Raw genomic sequence first — 22,215 nt, forward strand, 5'->3', positions numbered from 1 at the left:
AAAAAGGGGGCCAAGCCCCCGATATACTTAGGTCACTTCACATACCAACAGCTGATAATATGAAGCGACTGAAGTATTAATTTATCGAATTGGCATCGCGTACATTAAGCCGCCTTTGTTCCATAAATTATTGAGACCACGGTCAATGTTAAGAGGTGAATTTTTACCTACGTTATTTTCAAACATTTCTTCGTAGTTACCAACTTGCTTAACAATTTGGTAAGCCCAATCTGATTTAAGCCCTAAGTTTTCGCCAGCTTTACCAGATACACCTAATAAACGTTTAATAGATGGGTTAGCTGATTTTAATTGCTTATCAACATTGCTTGCTGTTACACCTAGCTCTTCAGCTTCAAGTGTCGCAAATAAGCTCCAACGTACTACGTTAAACCATTCATCATCGCCTTGGCGAACAACAGGACCAAGTGGTTCTTTAGAAATGATATCAGGTAATACAACTGCAGATTTAGGGTCATCCAACTTAATTCTTAAGCCATATAACTGCGATGCATCTGATGTAACCGCGTCACAACGGCCTTTTTTGAAGGCATCAATTGTTTGACCTGATGTATCAAACGTCACGGCTTTATATTCCATGTTGTTTGATTTGAAGTAGTCAGTCAGGTTAAGTTCGGTTGTTGTACCTGCTTGAATACAAAAAGAAGCACCGTCTAGCTCTTTCGCTGACGTCACACCAAGATCTTTGTTTACTAGGAAACCTTGACCATCATAATAGTTAACACCAGCAAAGTTTAAGCCCAGTGATGTATCACGTGTTGCAGTCCAAGTTGACGCGCGAGATAGCAGATCAATTTCACCACTTTGTAATGCAGTAAAACGTTCTTTCGCAGTCAATGGAATATATTTAACTTTAGATGCATCACCTAATACTGCCGCTGCTACTGAACGACAAAAATCAACGTCGATACCTTTCCAAACGCCTTTTGAATCAGTCGCTGAGAAACCTGGGATCCCTGTAGAAACACCACAGTTCAGTACGCCTTTTTTCATTACTTGCTCTAACGTAGCCGCATTAACTAAATTGGGTAGTGTTGATGCTAGACCTAGTATTAAAGCTATTTTTGTAACCTTCATATTAATTTCCTTGTCTATTATTATTATTGTAATGTTGGTTTTAGTCGGCTAAATCGCCGCTTTAAAAGAGTTGTTTTCTCTAATTCCTAAACACAAAATAAGCATAAGGCAATTTCTATACAACATCTATGAAGCAACAACTGATTAACAAAAGCATTGGCGAGTATTAGACATTCGTCACGAATTTAACACTAAATTAACATGAGTAGGTTTGTTTTAGGTGAATAATACTTTGTGGATATTCACTTTAAGGCTTTTACCCATATTAAGTTCTACAATGGAAACGAATAAACTATAAAGCATGACACTGTTCCCATCTCATACTTTACGGGTAAGGCTAATCTAATACCCTGATTTAAAAAAGAACCTAGATATTAGCTTAGTCTTTACATTAGCTCTTCGCCAACCTTGATTTAAACCGGCATAAAGAGGCAACACAGCCATTTCCCACGTATGTCCCGAGAAGTTATCGACCATATCAGTGAATACTCCTCCGATGAGCACCGGTTATATTTTGTTACTGAGTTCACATAACAAGATAAACACCAGCACGAATAGAGAAAATGAATTATCACCATATAAGTAGTTTGGCACGATTCAAGCAGCGAGGTGCGGCAGGTTAAATTAAATAATCAGCTTTAAATAATGCTTACGCCCGAATGTAGCGAAAAGCGTTGAACCAAAAAGCACTAATATTGGATTGTGAGAAAAGGCATTTTTTACTGTGACAGCACCATGGGAAAGATCTTTGGTATGAATAGGTTGGCTAGAACACCAACTGAGTTTTGCTTGTAGGGTTTGGGTATTGTCTGGGATTTCGATAACAAAACGTTGACCACGTTTCACGTAAGTTATAAATTCACCGTCCGCATATAATTTGTAATCGCGCACTGCATCGAGCAATTGCGCAGGTCTGTATATCCATAATTTCATTTCACATCATCCTTAATGTAAAGTTTGTAACAGGTATAGTGCTTGTAAAGTAATAGCCCCATTTTAGCTAAGCAATGCCATGAGCAAGCATGAAAAAAGTACTAACAATCCATTTATGTATAATTAAACGGTTATTAGTACTTTTACAGTCACCTTTATTGATGGATTTAATTCATCAATAAATCAATAGAGCAATAGGCACCTAACAACGATGACGGCTTAAATAAGTCGCTACTAACCTAAGGTTCTTGACGTGTGCTTGCTAATACGATTTCACGAATACAAACATCTTGTGGTTGTGCATAAGCAAATTCGATTGCTCGAGCAACGTCATCTGGTGCTAAAATGCTACCCATTGTTGCTTTCCAAGATTCGTAGCCCGCTTTAATTTCTTCTGATGTTGTGTGTGACAACAATTCAGTTTCAACAGCGCCCGGTGCGATAGTGATAACACGTACATCTGACATTGCTACTTCTTCACGTACGTTTTCAGTGATTGCGTGAACAGCAAATTTAGTACCACAATAAGCAGCGTGTGCGCCGAATGTTTTACGACCTGCAACAGAGCTGATGTTAATGATAGTACCCGTGTTACGTGCTTTCATTGGCGCAAGAACTGCTTGCATGCCGTTTAATAATGCAATGACGTTAACGTCGAACATCGTTTTGAATTCTTCAGCAGGCTGAGTATCGATTTGGCCTAGTAACATCATGCCAGCGTTATTAATTAATAAATCCGCAGGACCGTATACCGCTTCCGCTTTAGCAAGTGCCGCGTTAAATTCAGCGTGTACTGTTAAGTCTACTTTTTCACATAAACAGTTTGGTAAGTCTAGCGCTTCTAATTTTTCAACTCGACGAGCAACTAATAATAATGGGTGACCAGCTGCACTTAAACGTTTTGCTGTAGCTTCACCAATACCTGAACTTGCGCCTGTAATAACAACTAATTTTTTCATTGTATGCTCTCTATTTTTTATAAAAATGTTTGATGATTATGTTTCTAATCTGCAGCCTGTTAGCTACATACCCAGTGACCAATAAAGATATCTACTATGTAAGATATTAGGTGCTCCTGAGTGGATGAAGAGAGTATATAGAAATGACTATTGTTGATATATACACAATAAAGAACATAACTGTTACGCTTTAAGCTACAATAAGATTCATAGACCTTTACCTATCGTCCTACTCAACTTAATCTCTATAGGCACAGCAATGCAAAGTAGCTCATCTCTTGCCGACATTCGCGCGTTTGTCACCATTGCAGAACAAGGCAGCTTCACTAAAGCCGCTGAAGTATTGCAGTCATCTCGTGCCCACGTATCGCGTCAACTTGCTCAGCTCGAACAACAACTCGGTGTGCAACTGATTATTCGCACGACACGCGCCCAACGATTGACGCCAATTGGCGAACAATTTTTTCAGCAATGCCTTACATCACTACAAACCATCAACCAAGCGGTTATAGCAGCGAAAGACGATACCGAACAATTACAGGGTAGTATCTGTATCAACTGTGTTGGCGGTGTGATAGGTGAGGATATTCTGGCAAACATTATCAGTGAGTTTAATTTACAGTATCCTGATATAGAGGTTGAACTGGACTTTAGTAGCCCACGCGTTGACTTGATTTCCGAGGCATTTGATTTAGTCGTGCGTATGGGGGCATTAGAGGATTCAGGATTAGTGGCGAGAAAACTGACCGACATTAAAGTGCAGGTATTGGCCAGTCCTGATTATTTAGCCAAGCATCCTGTCATTAAGCACCCTAAAGATCTGGAACAACATAATTGTTTAACCGGCAGTATCAAACGCTGGCGTTTCCATCAAAAATCAGTGCAACACAATAATGCGCCGATACATGAATTAGACATTAGCGTTAAAGGTAACTTTAGTTGTAAGAGTGGCCGAGCACTGATTAATGCCGCGAAGAGTGGTAATGGCATTGTCCGTTTACCTGAATTGTATTGCGAAGATGAGATTAACGCGCATACCTTAGCACCCGCGTTAATCTCTGTATCTAATGAAGAACAATGGCACTCACCAGATGTACCGCTGTTTCTACTTTATCACCGTAATCGTTATCAACCTGCGCGCTTAAAAGTGTTAATTGATTTTATATGTCACCATTTTCAGCAATTATAATATTTATTATGAAAACGTGATGTTCGAATGATGGTCAAAATGTTCATTCGAACATTTATGATTAAGATCAATTTACCTTCTACTATCTAGTTCATACTTATAAGTAGTTAATTGACCAGAATATATGGATGAATTATGGCAAAGGTAACCCGTTTCAATACCGAAGTATTGATCATTGGTGGTGGCGCGACTGGCACGAGCATTATGCGCGATTGCGCATTACGTGGCATTACATGCATATTACTTGATAAAGGTGATATCGCTTCAGGTACAACAGGCCGTAATCATGGCTTATTACATTCCGGCGCGCGCTATGCGGTGACCGATGGCGAATCTGCACGAGAATGTATTCAAGAAAATAAGATCCTCAAACATATCGCCAGTCACTGTATCGAAGACACCAGCGGGTTATTCATTACCTTGCCAGAAGATGATCTCGACTTCCAAAGTACTTTTATTGACGCTTGCGCCAGTGCGGGCATCGATACACAAAGACTCACCGCGCAGCAAGCGCTCGATTTAGAACCTAATGTGAATCCGAGTCTAATCGGCGCAGTGAAAGTGCCCGATGGCACGCTCGACCCTTTCCGCTTATGTGCATCCAATGTATTAGACGCCAAAAGCCATGGCGCCCAGTTACTGACTTATTCAATGGTGCAATCTTTCATCCGTATTGGCGACCGCATCATTGGGGCTAAATGCATTAATACCCGCACCAACGAACAATTTGAAGTGTATGCCCAAGAGGTCATTAATGCAGCCGGTATTTGGGGTAAAAACATTTGCCACTACGCCGATCTTAATGTGCAGATGCTACCCGCCAAAGGGTCATTGTTAGTATTTGAACACCGTATTAACGATTTGGTTATCAACCGTTGCCGTAAACCTGCCGATGCCGATATTTTAGTGCCCGGTGATTCGATTTCATTGATTGGCACCACTTCCGAAGAAATTGATTACAAAGATATAGATTCACTCAAGATCAGTGAAAAAGAAGTCAACATACTTATTGAAGAAGGCGGAAAGCTTGCGCCGATACTGGCTCAAACCCGTATTTTACGGGCTTACGCTGGCGTACGACCACTCGTTGATATTGGTGGCGGTGATGGCCGTAACATCAGCCGTGGTATCGTATTACTCGATCATGAACAACGCGATGGTTTGGCCGGCTTCAGTAGTATTCTCGGTGGAAAATTAATGACCAGCCGCTTAATGGCGGAAATGACCACAGATCTGATTGCCAACAAACTCGGTAATGCCACTCAGTGCAGCACCCACTTAAAGCCACTGCCCGGTTCGATTACCAGCAATAAATCGAAAACCAAAAAGACCGTTTTCACCACCAAAGCGGCAACCCATCGTCATGGTGAAACAGCCGTAGCCACATTCGATCAAAGCACCAAAGGTAAATCCATTGTCTGTGAATGCGAAATGGTGTCCGTTGGTGAAATTGAATATGCCATCAAACAACTTGATGTCACCAACTTAGTCGACTTAAGAAGACGTACCCGTCTGGGCATGGGTTCATGTCAGGGAGAGTTGTGCACCTATCGCGCTTCCAGTTTATTTTGTGATTTTGGTAATTGCAGTGGTTATGAATCGAGTAAATTGTTAATGCAGTTTTTTGAAGAGCGCTGGAAGGGTATTAAGCCTGTGCTATTTGGTGACGCATTGCGAGAAGCAGAGTTTACCTATTGGTTATATGAAGGCCTGTTCGGGGCAAGTGCGATTAATCAGTTAGGCGAAAAACAACAAGATAAGGATTATTATGAAATTTGATAGCATCATCATTGGCGGTGGCATTGCTGGTTATACCGCAGGCTTACGCAGCCTCGAAGCTGGACTAAAAACAGCTATCATTTCAAATGGTCAAAGCGCCCTACACTTTTCATCAGGCTCTATCGACCTGCTTTCGCATACGCCAACGGGCAAGGCTATTCGTAACCCTGCGGCTATATTCGATAAGTTCACCAATGAGTTCCCCCTCCATCCTTATAGCAAGGTGGGTAAACAAACGGTATTTGAATCACTTAATTGGTATAAAAACATACTGACGACTGCTGGCATTCCACTACTGCAGCAAGAAGATGGCGACAACCATCTGCGCATCACCCCACTTGGCACCTTAAAATCAACGTGGTTATCACAGCCTTATATACACCAGTTACCAATGCGACTTAACGAACATACCATCAAGCGTATTGTCGTGGTCCAAATTGATGACTTCCGCGACTTTAACGCCAAGATGGTTACCGATAATTTAGTCCAAATACCGGAATTTGAAGGCGTGGAAATCACCCATACCAGCGTTGCCATTGATGGATTCTCAGGACTTAAACGTAACGCTTGTGAACTGCGCTCGATTGATATTGCTCGGATCTTAACGAATGAATCTGAAATAAAAGCCTTAGCAACCAAGCTCAAGACTATTGCTACACAAGATGACTTGGTAGTTATACCGGCGATCACAGGTAATGGTAAGGGATTGTCGGTACTCAACAAGCTCCATGCATTAACCCAATTAACCTTTCATGAAGTGCCGACGATGCCACCTTCAATGCTCGGGATCCGCCTTGAAGAAACCATGATTGATTTATTCATCAAGGCTGGCGGCATGTTATTAAAAGGCGACCAAGTCACGCACGGCGATATAGCGAAAGACAATAACAGTAGCAATGACGAGTTGAGCCTTAAACGCATTTATACCCGCAATTTAGAATCCATGCCATTAACCGCAGATAACTATATTTTCGCATCCGGTAGCTTTTTTAATAAAGGTTTAATTGCTCAGCATGACAAATTACAAGAACCGGTATTCAACTTAGACATGAACAGCAACCAAGCGCGAAGTACCTGGTATAACCCGCAATTTTTTGCACCTAACTCACAACCATTTTTATCACTGGGCATTAAAACCAACCACAACTTCAATCCAATGTTGGCAGGTAAAGTGATTACCAACTTGTTTTGTGCCGGTTCAAACTTAGGTGGATACGATCCTATCGCCGAAGGTTGTGGCAGCGGTGTCGCAATTAGTACGGGTTATCACGCGGTGAATCATCTTTTACAAAACACGAAGCATAATCAATCGCAACACCTCACTAGCGACAGCTTGGTATAACGGAGCAATACAATGGATTTAGTATCAACACGCTTTGAAAAATGCATCAAATGTACCATCTGTACCGTGTACTGCCCTGTTGCAAAAGCCAACCCCGATTACCCAGGACCAAAAGAGTCAGGCCCTGATGGTGAGCGCCTCAGGATCAAAAGCCCTGAATATTATGATGAAGCATTAAAGCTTTGTACCAACTGTAAACGCTGTGAAACGGCTTGTCCGTCCAACGTCAATGTCGGCGATATTATTGCGGTGGCACGTGGTAAGTTTGAGAAGAAAAAACTTAATCCGAAATTAGTGCGCGATTATATTTTAAGTCACACAGATTTATTTGGTTCGCTATCAACACCACTTGCACCTTTGGTGAATAAGATCACGGATTCGCCAATTATCAAAACCATCATGGATAAAACCGTGGCGATTGATAAACACAAATCCTTACCTAAGTATGCCTTTGGCTCGTTTAGAAACTGGTATAAAAAACAAGCCGACACCCAAATGCAGTTCAAACGTCAGGTCAGTTATTTCCACGGCTGTTACGTTAACTACAACAACCCGCAACTGGGTAAAGATTTAATTAAAGTATTAAATGCCATGAATATTGGCGTGAAGTTATTGAAGAAAGAAAAATGCTGCGGCGTGCCACTCATCGCCAATGGTTTTCATGACAAAGCCCGTAAGAATGCCCAATTTAATGTTAAACACATGACCGACGCTGTCGAGCAATTTAATACCCCGATCTTGTCGACATCATCAACTTGCGCATTAACCTTGAAGCAAGAGTACCCGCATGTATTAAATGTTGATAACAGTAAGATCTCCAGCAAGCTTGATTTCATTACCTCGTTCTTATTACGTGAGTTTATGAATGGTAATATGCCGACGTTAAAACCGGTGAATAAAACCATTGTCTACCATACACCGTGTCATTTAGAACGCAGTGGCTTAGCAATCTTTACCATCGAGCTATTACGTACTATCCCTGGTTTAAAGGTCATTGTACTTAACAGCGAATGCTGTGGTTCAGCGGGTACTTATGGTTTCAAAAAAGAAAACTATGAGGTATCGATGAAGATAGGCCAAGGGCTATTTGAACAAATTAAACAGGCTAACGCTGACTTTGCGATCACCGATTGTGAAACCTGCAAATGGCAAATTGAAGAAAATAGTGACTTGGAAACAATTCACCCAGTGACTTTATTAGCACAGTGCTTATCGGACTAATTGACTAACTGTTGAATGGATAAAAATACATTAGCTTTTCTAATCGTTATGACAAATTTATTTCGCTATAAAGATAAATAACAATAGCTATAATGCAGTTAAAACGGAGGGTTAGAGATAATTAAACAGATTATCTCTTTCTTATAACACTTATCTAAACGAAATGACGTTTAGATAAACTAATTAGAAAGGTAATTATTATGACAACTCAATTGATCAGCAACTTCATCACAACTATTCTAACAAAAGTTGTAGCATCTTACGGTCACTCATTTGTAGAGCTGTATAACCGCGATAATAAGTTATGAAGATAATATCTGTCAGTAACGAGTCTATTCGAGCGCTACTGACAGATGCATTTAACTATTAATCGTTAAATGAACGTACAATCCAAGCGCGGAACGTACGACCTTTCAATTTACCTTTACCAATTTTCTGCACAGCCGCTTTCGCCACTTTCGCTTCAACAGCAACATAAGCACAATTATCAAACAGTTGGATTTTACCTACTGATTTACCATCAATACCATCTTTACCTGTTAACGCACCAACAATATCACCAGCACGTACTTTCTGCTTTTTACCACCATCAATACGGATACATTCCATCGGTGGCACCATTGGTGTTTCGTTTAAAACACTTTCTGGTGGTAATGCTTCTGGTGTGATCATACCAAAACGATCTTCAAGTTGTGCAACTTGATAACCTTCTTTATCATCAAATAAAGTACAAGCAAACCCTTTACTACCAGCACGGCCAGTACGACCAATACGGTGAACATGTATTTCGCTGTCGTGCGCAACGTTGAAATTAATTACCGCATCTAACGACTCAATATCCAGACCACGAGATGCAACGTCAGTAGCAACAAGAACAGAAACACTCTTCGTTGAAAAACGAACTAACGCTTGGTCACGGTCACGTTGCTCTAAGTCACCGTGTAATGCAATGACACTGAAACCAAAGTGGCCTAATTCATCAGCAACATCTTGCACGTCTTTCTTGGTATTACAAAAGATAACCGTTGATTCAGGTTTGTGCTGTAGTAACAAGCCACGCACTGTATCTAAACGCTCACCAAAGTTTTTAACTTTATAGAAATGCTGTTTGATAGAGCTATCGTCATGTGTCGATGCTACTTCAACCATTTCTGGGTTCTTCATTATTTTCGATGCAATTGCTTCAATCTTTTTCGGGAACGTTGCACTGAATAATAATGTTTGACGGTCGCTTGGTGCTTTCTCAACAATTGCGTCAAGTGCATCTTGGAAACCCATTTCTAACATACGGTCAGCTTCATCAAGTACAAAAGTAGTTAGATTATCTAATCGTAACGTGCCTTTCGTTAAGTGATCTAATACGCGACCAGGTGTACCAACAATGATATGTGCGCCGTGTTCTAATGAACCGATTTGTGGGCCAAATGGCATACCACCACACAGTGTTAATACTTTAATGTTATGGATAGCACGTGCCAGTTTACGAATTTCTTTCGCTACTTGGTCTGCTAGTTCACGGGTAGGACAAAGTACTAACGTTTGAATACGGAAGCGTTCAACATCTAAACGTTGCAGTAAACCTAAACCAAAAGCCGCTGTTTTACCTGAACCAGTTTTACCTTGGCCAATTACATCTTTGCCTTCAAGGATCGACGGTAAGCTTTGTGCTTGGATTGGTGTCATTTCGGCATAACCGAGTGTATCTAGATTAGAGACAAGTTCTGGACGTAAATTTAGAGAAGAAAAATTAGTTTGGCTCACAGTGCGTACCCTTTAAATGGCAGTAATAAATAAACAAAAAGGGCAAGCTCCGAAGAACATGCCCTTTATACTTAAACGTTTCGATTTATCATCAATTCATTTAAGCTAAACAATCTTAGCGACTATTAATTCAAAGAATTAAAGTACTACGATGTTTTCCGCTTGAGGACCTTTTTGGCCATCAGTAACGTTGAATTCAACTTTTTGGTTTTCTAAAAGTGTACGGAAACCGTCACTTTCGATAGCGCTGAAGTGAGCAAACACGTCAGGGCCGTTTTCTTGTTGAATGAAACCGAAACCTTTAGCTTCGTTAAACCATTTTACTGTACCAGTGATTTTAGACATAATCATAATCCTATTTATCGAATAATTAAGTGGCATAAAGCCGATGCTGCTGGAAGTGTTACTACTTACTTATGATAAATCAGGACGAGGTACTAAAAAAACTTCGAAATAAAATACATTCATAAAAAACTAACCTTAAAGCTGCGGCTAATTATATAGACTTACCAATTTGTGTCAACAAGGTTATTAGCAATAACGACATTAGGCTCGCTACAGCTATGCAGTTTGCACTTGAGCAACCTATCATGTACCCTGCAGCACCGCTGTTATACTAAGCACAAGCATATCAATAGCAACCACCTAGATAAAGAGACACTATATGAGTTTTACCGACCTCGGTTTATCCGCACCAATCCTAAAAGCTGTAGCAGAAAAAGGCTACGACACACCATCGGCAATTCAGGCGCAAGCGATACCAGCTGTACTGTCAGGTAGGGATGTAATGGCTGCGGCACAAACAGGTACAGGTAAAACAGCTGGTTTTACTCTACCTATTTTAGAAAAACTAAGCCAAGGCCCGCGCCCACGTGCAAATCAAGCTCGTACGTTAATCTTAACGCCGACACGTGAATTAGCAGCTCAAATCGCTGAGAATGTTGAAGTATATAGCAAGCATTTGAATTTAACGTCTACAGTGGTATTTGGTGGCGTTAAAATTAACCCACAAATGGCACGTTTACGTCGTGGTGTTGACATCTTAGTTGCAACTCCAGGTCGTTTGTTAGATTTATATAACCAAAACGCAATTCGCTTTCACCAATTAGAAATTTTGGTATTAGACGAAGCTGACCGTATGCTTGATATGGGCTTCTTACGTGACATTCGTAAAATCCTTGCGGTATTACCAAAAAATCGTCAAAACTTATTATTCTCAGCAACTTTCTCGGATGATATTCGTCAACTTGCTAAGGGTTTAATCAACGATCCAGTTGAAATTTCAGTAACGCCACGTAACGCAGCGGCTAAATCTGTTGAACAATGGATGCACCCAGTTGATAAGAAGAAAAAACCACTGCTATTAACGCACTTAATTAAAGAAAACAACTGGAAACAAGTATTGGTATTTACCAAGACTAAGCACGGTGCGAACAAATTAACCAAACACTTAGAAGAGCAAGGCATCAATGCTGCCGCAATTCACGGTAACAAGAGCCAAAGTGCACGTACTAAAGCACTAGCAAACTTCAAATCAGGTGAAGTAAGAGCACTTATTGCAACTGATATTGCCGCTCGTGGTATTGATATCGAACAACTACCACAAGTAGTTAACTTCGACTTACCAAACGTACCAGAGGATTATGTTCACCGTATTGGTCGTACAGGTCGTGCTGGCGCAGAAGGTACTGCAATCTCATTTGTTTGTCAGGACGAAATGAAAGAGCTAGTAGCAATTGAACAATTAACTCAAAAACACCTTGAACGTGTTGTTGTTGATGGTTTTGCGCCAATGGATTCATTCCCGACTACACCGGGTATTCGTCCACCAAAAGAGAAACAACCTAAGAAAGATCATCAAGACGGTCAACGCTCAGGTGAAAACTCACGTGGCCACAAGCCGGCAAGTAAAAACCGTCGTCACACAGGTCCACGTAGCGAAACAAGTCCATCTGCAAATAAAGGCAATCGCCGTCGCCCAACTGGTACTACAAACAGCAGCACAAGCACGAAGTAACGACGATTGAACAGGCTATACTATATAGCCTAACAGCACACTGTCTTAAACCATAAGACAGTGTGCTACATTAACGTTACCCCCTCGACAACCGTTAATCCACCTCTGCTAATCTCTTCGCTATCCTGAATTAATCACTACCCCATTTTTATCTGCTTGTAATTACTTTACATTTATTTAATCATTTATCGCTGCTTAACATTATTATTTACGCCCGTATTTGCTAGAATATTGTCTGTTCATTCAAGAGAAAAAATCAATGCAACTACAACAAATAGACAAAGTTCGTTATCGTAAACACTTAAACATGGCGAGTGTCGTGGCGACCGCGGTATTAATCGCTTTTGCGTTATTTTATGGCCAAGTCTTGATCCATTTTTTTGCCGTACCTGACGGTAATAATTTCAAACTCAATTTAGCGGGTGTGGTGCTTGGTGTGTTTAGCTTATTGATTGCATTCAACCTTGTTCGCAAGCATCCCTACTTAACTGAAGTCATGTATGTGTGGGATCTAAAGCAAGAAAACAATAAAATTTATCGCAAGCTACACCATATAAAATCAGCGTTAAGCGACAGTGATAATACCAATATCGATGCTATCACCATCCTAAATTACTATTACGCCGCATCGAAACAACAATACAATTTGGATAACAATACATTAACGATGGAAACCTTAACGGCAGACATCGCTAAATTAGATGCGCTCATCACCGAAAAGCAGTTAACCATTAACGTCGATGACTACAATCTAGGGCTTTTAAAACAGTTTTAAACTACATATTCATAAACACATTAAAACAGGCGCGGCTGCCCTTGAAATAAAATAGTTGCGCCTGTTTTTAGAATAAAACCTCGATAAATTCACAGAAATTTAGATTTTCATCGCTTTAATCTAAATTAATTTTATAGAAATGCAAAAAAACAGCTTAAATGCTAGCTTATAGTCAGCTATCTCTTTTTTGTTCCCAAAAAACCATGATATACTCCGCGCGAATCTTTACATAAATAAATTATAGAGAACATAATGGCTGATTTATCAAAATACAGAAATATCGGGATCTTCGCTCACGTTGATGCTGGTAAAACAACAACAACTGAACGTATCCTAAAACTTACTGGACAGATCCACAAAACTGGTGAAGTACATGACGGTGAGTCAACTACAGATTTCATGGAACAGGAAGCTGAGCGCGGTATTACTATTCAGTCAGCTGCTGTAACATGCTTCTGGGACAATCACCGTTTTAACGTTATTGATACTCCTGGACACGTTGATTTCACAGTTGAAGTTTACCGTTCACTTAAAGTACTTGACGGCGGTATCGGTGTATTCTGTGGTTCTGGTGGTGTTGAACCTCAGTCAGAAACTAACTGGCGTTATGCGAATGACTCAGAAGTTGCGCGTATTATCTTCGTAAACAAATTAGACCGTATGGGTGCTGATTTTTACCGCGTTGTTAAACAAACTCAAGACGTACTAGATGCTAACCCACTAGTTATGGTTCTACCAATCGGTATCGAAGAAGATTTCGTTGGTGTTGTTGACCTTCTTACGCGTAAAGCACACATCTGGGATGATTCAGGTCTTCCAGAAAACTTCGAAATCTCTGATGTTCCTGCGGACATGGTAGAGAAAGTTGAAGAATATCGTGAAATGTTGCTTGATACTGCTCTTGAGCAAGATGACGCGCTACTAGAAGCGTACATGGAAGGTAACGAACCTTCTATTGAAGAAATCAAACGTTGTATCCGTAAAGGTACACGTACAATGGACTTCTTCCCAACATACTGTGGTTCAGCATTCAAGAACAAGGGTATTCAATTAATCCTTGACGGTGTTGTTGATTATCTACCGAGCCCAACTGATGTTGATCCTCAGCCGCTTACAGATGAAGAAGGCGAGCCAAACGGTAAATTTGCACACGTTTCAACTGAAGAAACTTTTAAAGCATTAGCATTTAAAATCTCTGATGACCGTTTTGGTGCACTTACTTTCATCCGTATCTACTCAGGTACGTTGAAAAAAGGTGATACTATTCTTAACGCTGCTACAGGTAAAACTGAGCGTGTTGGTCGTATGTGTGAAATGCAAGCTGATGATCGTAACGAATTAACTAGCGCACAAGCTGGTGATATTCTTGCAATCGTAGGTATGAAAGGTAACGTTCAAACTGGTCACACTTTATGTGATCCGAAAGACCCTATCATCCTAGAAGCAATGGTATTCCCAGAACCAGTAATCTCTATCTCTGTAACACCAAAAGATAAAGGTTCTACTGAGAAAATGGGTATTGCGATCGGTAAAATGGTTGCTGAAGATCCAACTTTCAAAGTTGAAACTGACCAAGATTCAGGCGAAACAATCCTTTCTGGTATGGGTGAACTTCACCTAGACATTAAGGTTGATATCCTTAAGCGTACATACGGCGTTGATCTAGTTGTTGGTGCTCCTCAGGTTGCTTACCGTGAAACTATTACTCAAGCAATTGAAGATAGCTACACGCATAAGAAACAATCTGGTGGTAGTGGTCAATTCGGTAAGATCGATTACCGTATCAAGCCAGGCGAACCAGGTACTGGTTTCGTATTCACATCAACTGTTGTTGGTGGTAACGTACCTAAAGAATTCTTCCCTGCTGTTGAAAAAGGCTTCAAGAGCCTTATGGACACAGGTGTTCTAGCTGGTTTCCCAGTACTAGACGTTGAAATCGAATTATACGATGGTGGCTTCCACGCAGTGGATTCATCAGCTGTTGCATTCGAACTTGCTGGTCGTGGCGCATTCCGTCAATCAATCCCGAAAGCTGGCGCACAGTTAATCGAACCAATCATGAAAGTTGACGTATTCACGCCAGACGATCACGTTGGTGACGTTATTGGTGACCTTAACCGTCGTCGTGGTATGATCGCTGGTCAAGACGCTGGTAACACTGGTGTTCGTATTAAAGCTGACGTACCTCTTTCAGAAATGTTTGGTTACATCGGTTCACTACGTACAATGACATCTGGTCGTGGTCAGTTCTCTATGGAGTTCTCACACTACAACCCTTGTCCAGCTAACGTAGCTGAAGGCGTTATCGCTAAAGTTAAAGAAGACAACGCTAAAAAATAAGTAATTATTTTTAGTTAATCTTCCTAACCCCAGTTATGCAAATAACTGGGGTTATTTTTTGCCTGAAAAACAGCTAAAAAAAAGCACCAAGACCATTCAGCCTTAGTGCTATTACTATTTTTACTCGCTAATGCTTGCTAGTTCATACTAACAGCGCATTAATCATTACTCGAAGTGCCAGTAACCTAAGTTAACCCATTCAATCAACTGCTGACCAAATACTTTATCTTCCATTAATGCTTCAAGTTCTTTTGCTGACTGTTCAGTGGTATTACATAGCGTTTGCACGCTTGCAGCAATACTTGCATCAAAGTCATAACGCTCACCATCAATGAAACAGCTCGTTGGCATTTCAGGGAAGTATAATGTCTTAAGGCCATTCACTTTACGTAAATAAGATTCCATACCGATTTCATCGACTACGATAGCATAATCAGCGATGTAACCACCTTCTGGAACGACAATATCGAGTTCGTGTGCAGATTCACTGTAATGACGACCAAGGAAATCATGCATAACGCTTTTATCAGCCATTAATGATGTCATGATGTCAGTTAAACCTTGCACTTCGTTTGCTTCGATTGAGCCGTGTTCAGCGCGTGGTTTTAGGTTTTTATCGCTATAACGAACAAACTCTTTTTCTTGTTGTAATAGGTAATCACCAAAATCATTTAACAATTCTTTTTGGTCTTGGGCGCGGAAACCAACTGAGTAGTTAATCGCTTCGCCAACAGCATAACCTTCATGCGGTGCGTAAGGTGGGATATATAAAATATCACCTGGTTCTAATACTGTATCAATAACCGCATCAAACGCTTCACAATGCTTCAGAGCACCGTTGGCAGCAAACTCTTGAGGATTCATATCCTGAGCACCAACACGCCAATGACGCTTACCTAGGCCTTGAATAATGAATACACAGTAACGGTCAACATGCGGGCCTACGCCACCTGTATCTGTGCTATAAGAAACCATCAAATCATCAAAGCGCCAGCTCGGAATGAAGTTAAACGTGTTTGCCAATTCAGCAGAAGGTTCGTGCCAATGGTTAATCGCTTGTACTAAGATAGCCGAACCATCTTGTTCCATACGTTCAAACTCAGTGAAAGGACCACATGCAGCCTGCCACTTGTCTTCTTCACGCCATACCATGCGCGATGTAATTTCTTCTTCCATTGCTAAACCAGCGATTTCATCCGGGCTAATTGGATCGATAAAATCCTTGAATCCCGCTTTAATCAACAGTGGTTTTTTCTGCCAATAATTTTCCATGAAGTCAGCAATATCAAGATTTAATTTATACATAGTCAACCCGTATTAAGTATTCGAAGTAATAGAGCGCGTATCATAGGTATTTCCCCGATAATAGCAACAAAAAAAGCCCTATAGAGTTTATTGCTACAGGGCTATTTAAATTACTTTTGATTAGAAACAAAAGCTAGGCAGGTTCTGATACATAAACATCAGGAAAGTAGACAGCCCTAATTAACTGAGATTTCATTTCATCGTTCAGTAATACATGCAATTCATACATAATGCTAATAATGCCACCGCGCAAGTCATTCACTTTGGCCGCAAGTTGCGTTGCAGATAAACCATCCGTTGTCAGTGTCGGATTGCTCGTGTGTGCATTACCAACCAGTACATTGCATTCGGCCAATTGTGCTGTAAACAGCGCCCAAGATTTGTTATTAATATCCACTGCATTACCAGTAGTGAATAAAGGCACCCATTGGCTGATTTTATCTTCTAGAGAAATATTCTCGTCTTCGATATCAATCATGTCTTTAATGTCAATCACATCTGCATTATCAACATTGTAGGCTTGAGCTTTAGCGGATAAATATGATGTTAAAGAGGCATTAAGTTTGGTAAGGCACGCAGAGTACGCTGCATAGCCCGCAGCAAAGTTGGCCTCGTTAATAGCTAAATCACGAAATGCTAACGCGGAGTCAAAGTCACCTTGGTAATCGCTCACATTAAGAATGCCTTCACCACTGATGTAGACCTTGCTATCCAGGGTGTTTTCGACAAATGGCACTGTGTAATTCCAGTTTCGGGTGTCTGAAACTAAACGCTTAAAAGGATACTTGTTCTCTTCAAACCACTGCTCGATGACTTTATTTTTCAAGCCATCAGTCAAATCTCGATTTGAGTGGTCACTGTACTTCACCAGATCAAAGATTAGCTTCTTCGCTTGTTTCTCTGCAATGTTTACTCTTACTTTTAACACTAACAACTCCTTCGTGCTGCTTAACGCCTATTACTGACCTGCAGCGTGGTATTTTTGACATTTAATCATCAACATTTTTGTCAGTGTTTAATTTAAAAACAGATGACCGATACTAAAAAAGCCCCGTGGATATTATATAAAATAATTTCCACGGGGCTTATTAACAAACACTAATAAGGCATTACTACATAACTATTACTATATAACGATTACTACATAAGTACGGCCTGAGTAAATTAACGACTCAAATTAAGCGTTACTGAACGTGCATCGCCTTCATTAAGCGTAACAACATTAGAGTTGATGTCATCTTCTTTCGTCATCACATTCTCATCTTCAGACAGCTTAGCACTGACTTTAATGGATGGGAATTGCGACATCTTCATTTGTGCCATCATCGCATCACTATCAGATAACGAGATAGTTAATGGGAACGTTGGGTCCATGATGCGTTTAACTGCCAGCGGCGCTTTAGGCCCCGCAGCGGCTTTCACGTAAACGTACAAGTAACCTTTCATTTCAGCTTGGTCAGCAGTAATCGTGATCGTTACTTGCTCATTGCCCGCAACGGCGTCACTTGTCACTGCATTCGTTTCTGTACTTGTTGCAACAGGACGGTTATCAACTGGCGTTGCAGTATTCGCAACAACAGGTGCTGTACCATCTTTCTCTGCAATCTGTTTTCTAGCGTATTCAATACTACCTTCGATCATTTCGATACGATCAGGCTGACCAGCAAGTAACGGTAACATACGTTGCCATTGCTCGATTGCGCCAAGGTAATCTTGGTTTTCTAATGCCATGAATGCAGACGTCGATAACACTTCGATATCGTCAGGTTTCTCTTGTTTAAGATCCATCAATATTTTACGTGCTAGGTTATTCTGTTCAGGATCATCGCTGAGCATTAATGCTTGCGCATAACCCGTCACAATAGATGTATTCATTGGTGCTAGTTTATAAGCACGGTCCATAGCAATAAATGCTGCGTTTGAATCACCTAGGGCAACGTTTAAACGACCCAGTAATAACCAACCAAATTCATTATCTGGTTCAGCCTTCATCTTAGTGCTTAATGCCAGTTTAAAGTCAGAGATCTCTTGATCTGTCACTTTATCACCTTCATTCATCACCCGATTGGTTAGCTCAGGTAAACGTGAGTACACATCTTCCCAGTTTGCTACCTTGTCACGTGCGCCTAATGTCAGATACACCGACACAGAAAAGACAACTAAGAATAAAACACCCGCAAGCCAGATGAAGGGTGAGTCGGCAGTATTTACCTTTTCTGCTTTCTCATCAACAACGTCATCCAATAGACCACGTTGCATTTCATCAATGAATTCTGCGCTTTTGTCTAACAAACCTTGATCTTCATCGTCAGCTAATTCACTGACACGACTTTTATACAAGTCTTTGTTTAATTGATCGCGTGTCGCGCCTGTTAACTTGCTCTTACCAGTAATGGGAATAACAAATGCGAGCGCGGCAACGATCACCAATACAATACTTACTATCCAAAATAACAACATGCTATTTCTCGCTATCTTTTAAAATTTTGGCCAAACGGTCTTTCTCCGCACTCGTTAACTCTTCATCGCGTTCATCAGTTTCAACACTGACTTTACGACGACTGTTACGAACGATGATCAAACCACCAAATAAGACAAATAAACCAGGACCAACCCATAAAATGGCGGTGCCTAAGGTTACTGGCGGTTTGTATAAAACAAAGTTACCAAATCGATCAATCCAATAATCAACAATCTGATCTTCATTCTGACCTTCAATCACCATGTTATAGGTTTTTTGACGCATATCTTTGGCAATCGAAGCATTCGAATCAGCCAGGTTATTGTTTTGACATTTAGGGCAACGTAACTCTGCCGTTAATGTTCTAAACAAGGCTTCTTGCTCTTCAGTTTCAAAGTCATAAACATCAATAACCGCCGCCACACTGAAACTGAGCATTAAAGTCATTAATACGAATAATTTTTTCATCTTAAATCCTTATTTTAACTGCTCATAAATAGCTTTCAGCTCACCATTCCAATTACGCGGATTGATATCACCCACGTGCTTGAATTGGATAATACCTTTGCTATCGATGAAGAAAGTTTCAGGCGCGCCGTAAACACCAAGATCAAGCCCTAGCATACCATCAGGATCATAAAGGCTGATCTTATATGGATTATCTAACTCTTCTAACCATCTTAAGGCTTTTGAGCGCTCGTCTTTGTAGTTCATGCCAACAATGTAAACACCGTCTTCAGCAAGTTCATTTAAGTACTTATGCTCGGCGTAACATGTTGGGCACCACGTTGCCCATACATTTAACAACATAGGTTGGCCTGTCAGTACACTTTTATCGTGTTGTAGCTCAGGTTCCACTAAATCGTTTAACGCAAACTCCGGAACAGGTCGACCAATGAAGGTCGACTCTAACACGGTAGCATCACGAAATAAGCCAATGTAAAGGAACGCAGACACACATAAAAATACGATTAAGGGTATTAGTCGTGTCATTAACTGCTTCTTTTTTTTCTCATCAGCAGTTATTAACGGTTTCTTTTTTTTCTCATCATCAGTCATTATTCTTGTCCTAATGATTGCGCTTTCGCGACACGTTTATTCACAAAACGATAACGGCGATCAGATACCGCTAATAAACCACCAATAGACATGACTAAGCCACCCCACCAGATGAAACGAATGAAGGGTTCGTAATAAATACGAATGGCCCACGAGTCATCTGCTAACTGTTCGCCAAGTGCGATGTAAAGATCACGCGTTACGCCCCAATCAATCGCCGCTTCAGTCATTGGCATGCTACGTTGTGCAAAGTAGCTACGTTTTTCAGCCTTCATAACAGTTTCAAACTTACCGTCTTTACTGATATTAAATACTGCTTTATAACCTTCGTAGTTCGAACCATTGGCTTCACCAATACGCTCAAATTCGAATAGGTAATCAGCGAAGACAACTTCATCGCCCGGTAACATACGTAAGTCTTTTTCGATTTTGTAATTCTGAGTTGCAGAAATACCAATCAACATCATTGCCAGACCAACATGGCCAAGAACCATAGCCCAATGACTACGACCCAGCTTCGTCACACCCGAAACAAAACTATGACGATGTGTTGCACGGATATACACTTCAAGCGAACTGGTGATAATCACCCAGAATGCTAATGCAAAACCAACAACCGCAACAATCTTAATCTTATCAGCAAATATAGCTGGTAATGCAACCGCTAACACGATGCTCGCGACTGCACATACCGCTAACTGCTTAAACAGTGGACGTAAGTCTGCTTCTTGTTTCTTCCAACGTAATAACGGTGCAACACCCAAGGCAATTGCAAGCGGGATAATCATATAGAAGAAGATATTATTAAAGAATGGTACACCGATTGAAATCGAGCCCATACCCAGTTCTTTATGTACCAATGGTAACAAGGTACCAATCAACACCACTAATAGCGCTGCAATTAATAAGACGTTGTTCATTAACAAGAAAGTTTCACGAGAAAACAGACTGTATTTACCACGACTCTTAATTTCTGAACCTTTCACAGCATAAAGCAGTAATGAACCACCAACAACGGCGATCAAGAAGGCCAGAATAAACAAACCACGTGCCGGATCAGAAGCAAATGCATGCACAGAGACCAGTACACCTGAACGTACTAAGAAAGTACCTAACAAGCTTAAGCTAAATGCTGAAATAGAAAGTAGCACTGTCCATGATTTGAATACACCACGTTTTTCACTAACCGCTAATGAGTGAATCAACGCAGTACCGGCAAGCCAAGGCATAAATGATGAGTTCTCTACTGGATCCCAGAACCACCAACCACCCCAGCCAAGTTCATAATAAGCCCACCAACTGCCCAGCGCGATACCTGATGTTAAGAATACCCAAGCAATAAGCGTCCAAGGACGTGACCAACGAGCCCAAGCAGAATCAAGACGACCCGCCATCAATGCCGCAATGGCAAAAGCGAAAGCAACAGAGAAACCAACATAACCCATGTACAACATTGGCGGATGGAAAATCAAACCAATATCTTGCAGCAATGGGTTTAGGTCGTTACCGTCGAGCGGTAAGTAAGGCAAGGTACGATCGAACGGATTTGACGTTAACAAGATAAACAAGTTAAAACCAATCGCGATCATCCCCATCACCGAAAGTACGCGAGCCAGTGCAACCTTAGGAATACCTTGGCTAAACACCGCAACAGCAGCCGTCCAAATCGCGAGCGTTAGAGACCACAGTAATAGTGAGCCTTCATGACCGCCCCATACAGCAGAAATCTTATACTGTATTGGTAACAATGAATTTGAGTTAGTCGCTACATAACCAACTGAAAAATCGTCAGTGGCAAATGCGTACGCTAATACTGCAAATGATAAGCTCATTAACAGAAACTGCATAATGGCTAATGGTTTAGCGCTATTAATCATACCAGGATGATTAATTTTTGCGCCTATAAGTGGATAAATTGCCAGCAAGAACGACAACGCCGTTGCGACAATTAAACTAAAATGTCCAATCTCAGGGATCAT

General features: G+C 40.9%; 18 protein-coding genes. 7 read left to right on the forward strand and 11 right to left on the reverse strand.

Annotated features, from left to right (window positions below):
* Positions 1 to 81: 81 nt before the first annotated feature.
* The 3 genes from A923_RS0106870 to A923_RS0106880 all read right to left on the reverse strand — a co-directional run bounded on the left by A923_RS0106870 (position 82) and on the right by A923_RS0106880 (position 2,987).
* Positions 82 to 1,095, reverse strand: a complete 1,014-nt coding sequence (locus tag A923_RS0106870) for an amino acid ABC transporter substrate-binding protein (RefSeq protein WP_017220930.1) — start codon at positions 1,093 to 1,095, stop codon at positions 82 to 84.
* A 624-nt stretch (positions 1,096 to 1,719) separates the two neighbouring features.
* Positions 1,720 to 2,028: a hypothetical protein gene (locus A923_RS0106875; RefSeq protein WP_017220931.1), complete on the reverse strand. Its 309-nt coding sequence runs from the start codon at positions 2,026 to 2,028 to the stop codon at positions 1,720 to 1,722.
* A gap of 239 nt (positions 2,029 to 2,267) precedes the next feature.
* The gene (locus A923_RS0106880; RefSeq protein ID WP_017220932.1) at positions 2,268 to 2,987 is read right to left on the reverse strand and encodes an SDR family oxidoreductase; all 720 of its coding nucleotides are present in this window, start codon (positions 2,985 to 2,987) and stop codon (positions 2,268 to 2,270) included.
* A 259-nt stretch (positions 2,988 to 3,246) separates the two neighbouring features.
* Between A923_RS0106880 and A923_RS0106885 the strand changes: the two genes are divergently transcribed.
* From A923_RS0106885 to glpC, 4 genes are all read left to right on the forward strand, one after another.
* A complete protein-coding gene (locus tag A923_RS0106885; RefSeq protein WP_017220933.1) occupies positions 3,247 to 4,176 on the forward strand; it encodes a LysR family transcriptional regulator in 930 nt (309 codons plus the stop codon).
* 135 nt (positions 4,177 to 4,311) lie between these two features.
* A complete protein-coding gene (gene glpA / locus A923_RS0106890) occupies positions 4,312 to 5,955 on the forward strand; it encodes an anaerobic glycerol-3-phosphate dehydrogenase subunit A (RefSeq protein ID WP_017220934.1) in 1,644 nt (547 codons plus the stop codon).
* Complete coding sequence (glpB, locus tag A923_RS0106895) at positions 5,945 to 7,297, forward strand: glycerol-3-phosphate dehydrogenase subunit GlpB (RefSeq protein WP_017220935.1); 1,353 nt, start codon at positions 5,945 to 5,947, stop codon at positions 7,295 to 7,297. The genes glpA and glpB overlap by 11 nt, the downstream gene beginning before the upstream one ends.
* Positions 7,298 to 7,309: 12 nt before the next feature.
* Entirely contained in the window at positions 7,310 to 8,518 is a 1,209-nt protein-coding gene (glpC, locus tag A923_RS0106900; protein ID WP_017220936.1) for an anaerobic glycerol-3-phosphate dehydrogenase subunit GlpC, read from the forward strand.
* A 366-nt stretch (positions 8,519 to 8,884) separates the two neighbouring features.
* On the opposite strand, the gene dbpA is transcribed toward glpC, so the two are convergent.
* A complete protein-coding gene (dbpA, locus tag A923_RS0106910) occupies positions 8,885 to 10,279 on the reverse strand; it encodes an ATP-dependent RNA helicase DbpA (protein ID WP_017220938.1) in 1,395 nt (464 codons plus the stop codon).
* Positions 10,280 to 10,417: 138 nt separating this feature from the next.
* Entirely contained in the window at positions 10,418 to 10,624 is a 207-nt protein-coding gene (gene cspE / locus A923_RS0106915; RefSeq protein WP_017220939.1) for a transcription antiterminator/RNA stability regulator CspE, read from the reverse strand.
* A gap of 319 nt (positions 10,625 to 10,943) precedes the next feature.
* Between cspE and A923_RS0106920 the strand changes: the two genes are divergently transcribed.
* The 3 genes from A923_RS0106920 (at position 10,944) to fusA (ending at position 15,411) form a co-directional block, all read left to right on the forward strand.
* Positions 10,944 to 12,296: a DEAD/DEAH box helicase gene (locus tag A923_RS0106920; protein ID WP_017220940.1), complete on the forward strand. Its 1,353-nt coding sequence runs from the start codon at positions 10,944 to 10,946 to the stop codon at positions 12,294 to 12,296.
* Positions 12,297 to 12,555: 259 nt separating this feature from the next.
* Positions 12,556 to 13,071 (forward strand): DUF3087 family protein, encoded by a 516-nt coding sequence (locus A923_RS0106925; protein ID WP_017220941.1) that lies wholly within the window; start codon positions 12,556 to 12,558, stop codon positions 13,069 to 13,071.
* Between the two features lie 252 nt (positions 13,072 to 13,323).
* The gene (fusA, locus tag A923_RS0106930; RefSeq protein ID WP_017220942.1) at positions 13,324 to 15,411 is read left to right on the forward strand and encodes an elongation factor G; all 2,088 of its coding nucleotides are present in this window, start codon (positions 13,324 to 13,326) and stop codon (positions 15,409 to 15,411) included.
* Between the two features lie 165 nt (positions 15,412 to 15,576).
* Here the strand turns inward: fusA and A923_RS0106935 are convergent, their stop codons facing one another.
* From A923_RS0106935 to A923_RS0106960, 6 genes are all read right to left on the reverse strand, one after another.
* The gene (locus A923_RS0106935; protein WP_017220943.1) at positions 15,577 to 16,716 is read right to left on the reverse strand and encodes a cupin domain-containing protein; all 1,140 of its coding nucleotides are present in this window, start codon (positions 16,714 to 16,716) and stop codon (positions 15,577 to 15,579) included.
* Between the two features lie 133 nt (positions 16,717 to 16,849).
* Positions 16,850 to 17,644, reverse strand: coding sequence for a hypothetical protein (locus A923_RS0106940; protein WP_017220944.1), 795 nt, complete (start codon positions 17,642 to 17,644; stop codon positions 16,850 to 16,852).
* Between the two features lie 236 nt (positions 17,645 to 17,880).
* Positions 17,881 to 19,176 (reverse strand): c-type cytochrome biogenesis protein CcmI, encoded by a 1,296-nt coding sequence (gene ccmI / locus A923_RS0106945; RefSeq protein WP_017220945.1) that lies wholly within the window; start codon positions 19,174 to 19,176, stop codon positions 17,881 to 17,883.
* A 1-nt stretch (position 19,177) separates the two neighbouring features.
* Positions 19,178 to 19,645, reverse strand: coding sequence for a cytochrome c-type biogenesis protein (locus tag A923_RS0106950; RefSeq protein WP_017220946.1), 468 nt, complete (start codon positions 19,643 to 19,645; stop codon positions 19,178 to 19,180).
* Positions 19,646 to 19,654: 9 nt separating this feature from the next.
* Positions 19,655 to 20,236 (reverse strand): DsbE family thiol:disulfide interchange protein, encoded by a 582-nt coding sequence (locus A923_RS0106955; RefSeq protein WP_017220947.1) that lies wholly within the window; start codon positions 20,234 to 20,236, stop codon positions 19,655 to 19,657.
* Positions 20,236 to 22,215 (reverse strand): heme lyase CcmF/NrfE family subunit, encoded by a 1,980-nt coding sequence (locus tag A923_RS0106960; protein WP_017220948.1) that lies wholly within the window; start codon positions 22,213 to 22,215, stop codon positions 20,236 to 20,238. Before A923_RS0106960 ends, A923_RS0106955 begins: the two co-directional genes overlap by 1 nt.

It is taken from the genome of Moritella dasanensis ArB 0140, from assembly GCF_000276805.1.
Lineage (GTDB): Bacteria > Pseudomonadota > Gammaproteobacteria > Enterobacterales > Moritellaceae > Moritella > Moritella dasanensis.

Bases quoted from the DNA above. Each gene is read 5' to 3' on its own strand.
- A923_RS0106885 (WP_017220933.1), top strand. From the start codon at position 3,247: ATGCAAAGTAGCTCATCTCTTGCCGACATTCGCGCGTTTGTCACCATT.
- A923_RS0106935 (WP_017220943.1), bottom strand. From the start codon at position 16,716: ATGTATAAATTAAATCTTGATATTGCTGACTTCATGGAAAATTATTGG.
- cspE (WP_017220939.1), bottom strand. From the start codon at position 10,624: ATGTCTAAAATCACTGGTACAGTAAAATGGTTTAACGAAGCTAAAGGT.
- A923_RS0106875 (WP_017220931.1), bottom strand. From the start codon at position 2,028: ATGAAATTATGGATATACAGACCTGCGCAATTGCTCGATGCAGTGCGC.
- A923_RS0106925 (WP_017220941.1), top strand. From the start codon at position 12,556: ATGCAACTACAACAAATAGACAAAGTTCGTTATCGTAAACACTTAAAC.
- ccmI (WP_017220945.1), bottom strand. From the start codon at position 19,176: ATGTTGTTATTTTGGATAGTAAGTATTGTATTGGTGATCGTTGCCGCG.
- A923_RS0106920 (WP_017220940.1), top strand. From the start codon at position 10,944: ATGAGTTTTACCGACCTCGGTTTATCCGCACCAATCCTAAAAGCTGTA.
- A923_RS0106955 (WP_017220947.1), bottom strand. From the start codon at position 20,236: ATGACTGATGATGAGAAAAAAAAGAAACCGTTAATAACTGCTGATGAG.
- glpA (WP_017220934.1), top strand. From the start codon at position 4,312: ATGGCAAAGGTAACCCGTTTCAATACCGAAGTATTGATCATTGGTGGT.
- fusA (WP_017220942.1), top strand. From the start codon at position 13,324: ATGGCTGATTTATCAAAATACAGAAATATCGGGATCTTCGCTCACGTT.
- glpB (WP_017220935.1), top strand. From the start codon at position 5,945: ATGAAATTTGATAGCATCATCATTGGCGGTGGCATTGCTGGTTATACC.
- A923_RS0106870 (WP_017220930.1), bottom strand. From the start codon at position 1,095: ATGAAGGTTACAAAAATAGCTTTAATACTAGGTCTAGCATCAACACTA.
- glpC (WP_017220936.1), top strand. From the start codon at position 7,310: ATGGATTTAGTATCAACACGCTTTGAAAAATGCATCAAATGTACCATC.
- A923_RS0106950 (WP_017220946.1), bottom strand. From the start codon at position 19,645: ATGAAAAAATTATTCGTATTAATGACTTTAATGCTCAGTTTCAGTGTG.
- A923_RS0106960 (WP_017220948.1), bottom strand. From the start codon at position 22,215: ATGATCCCTGAGATTGGACATTTTAGTTTAATTGTCGCAACGGCGTTG.
- A923_RS0106880 (WP_017220932.1), bottom strand. From the start codon at position 2,987: ATGAAAAAATTAGTTGTTATTACAGGCGCAAGTTCAGGTATTGGTGAA.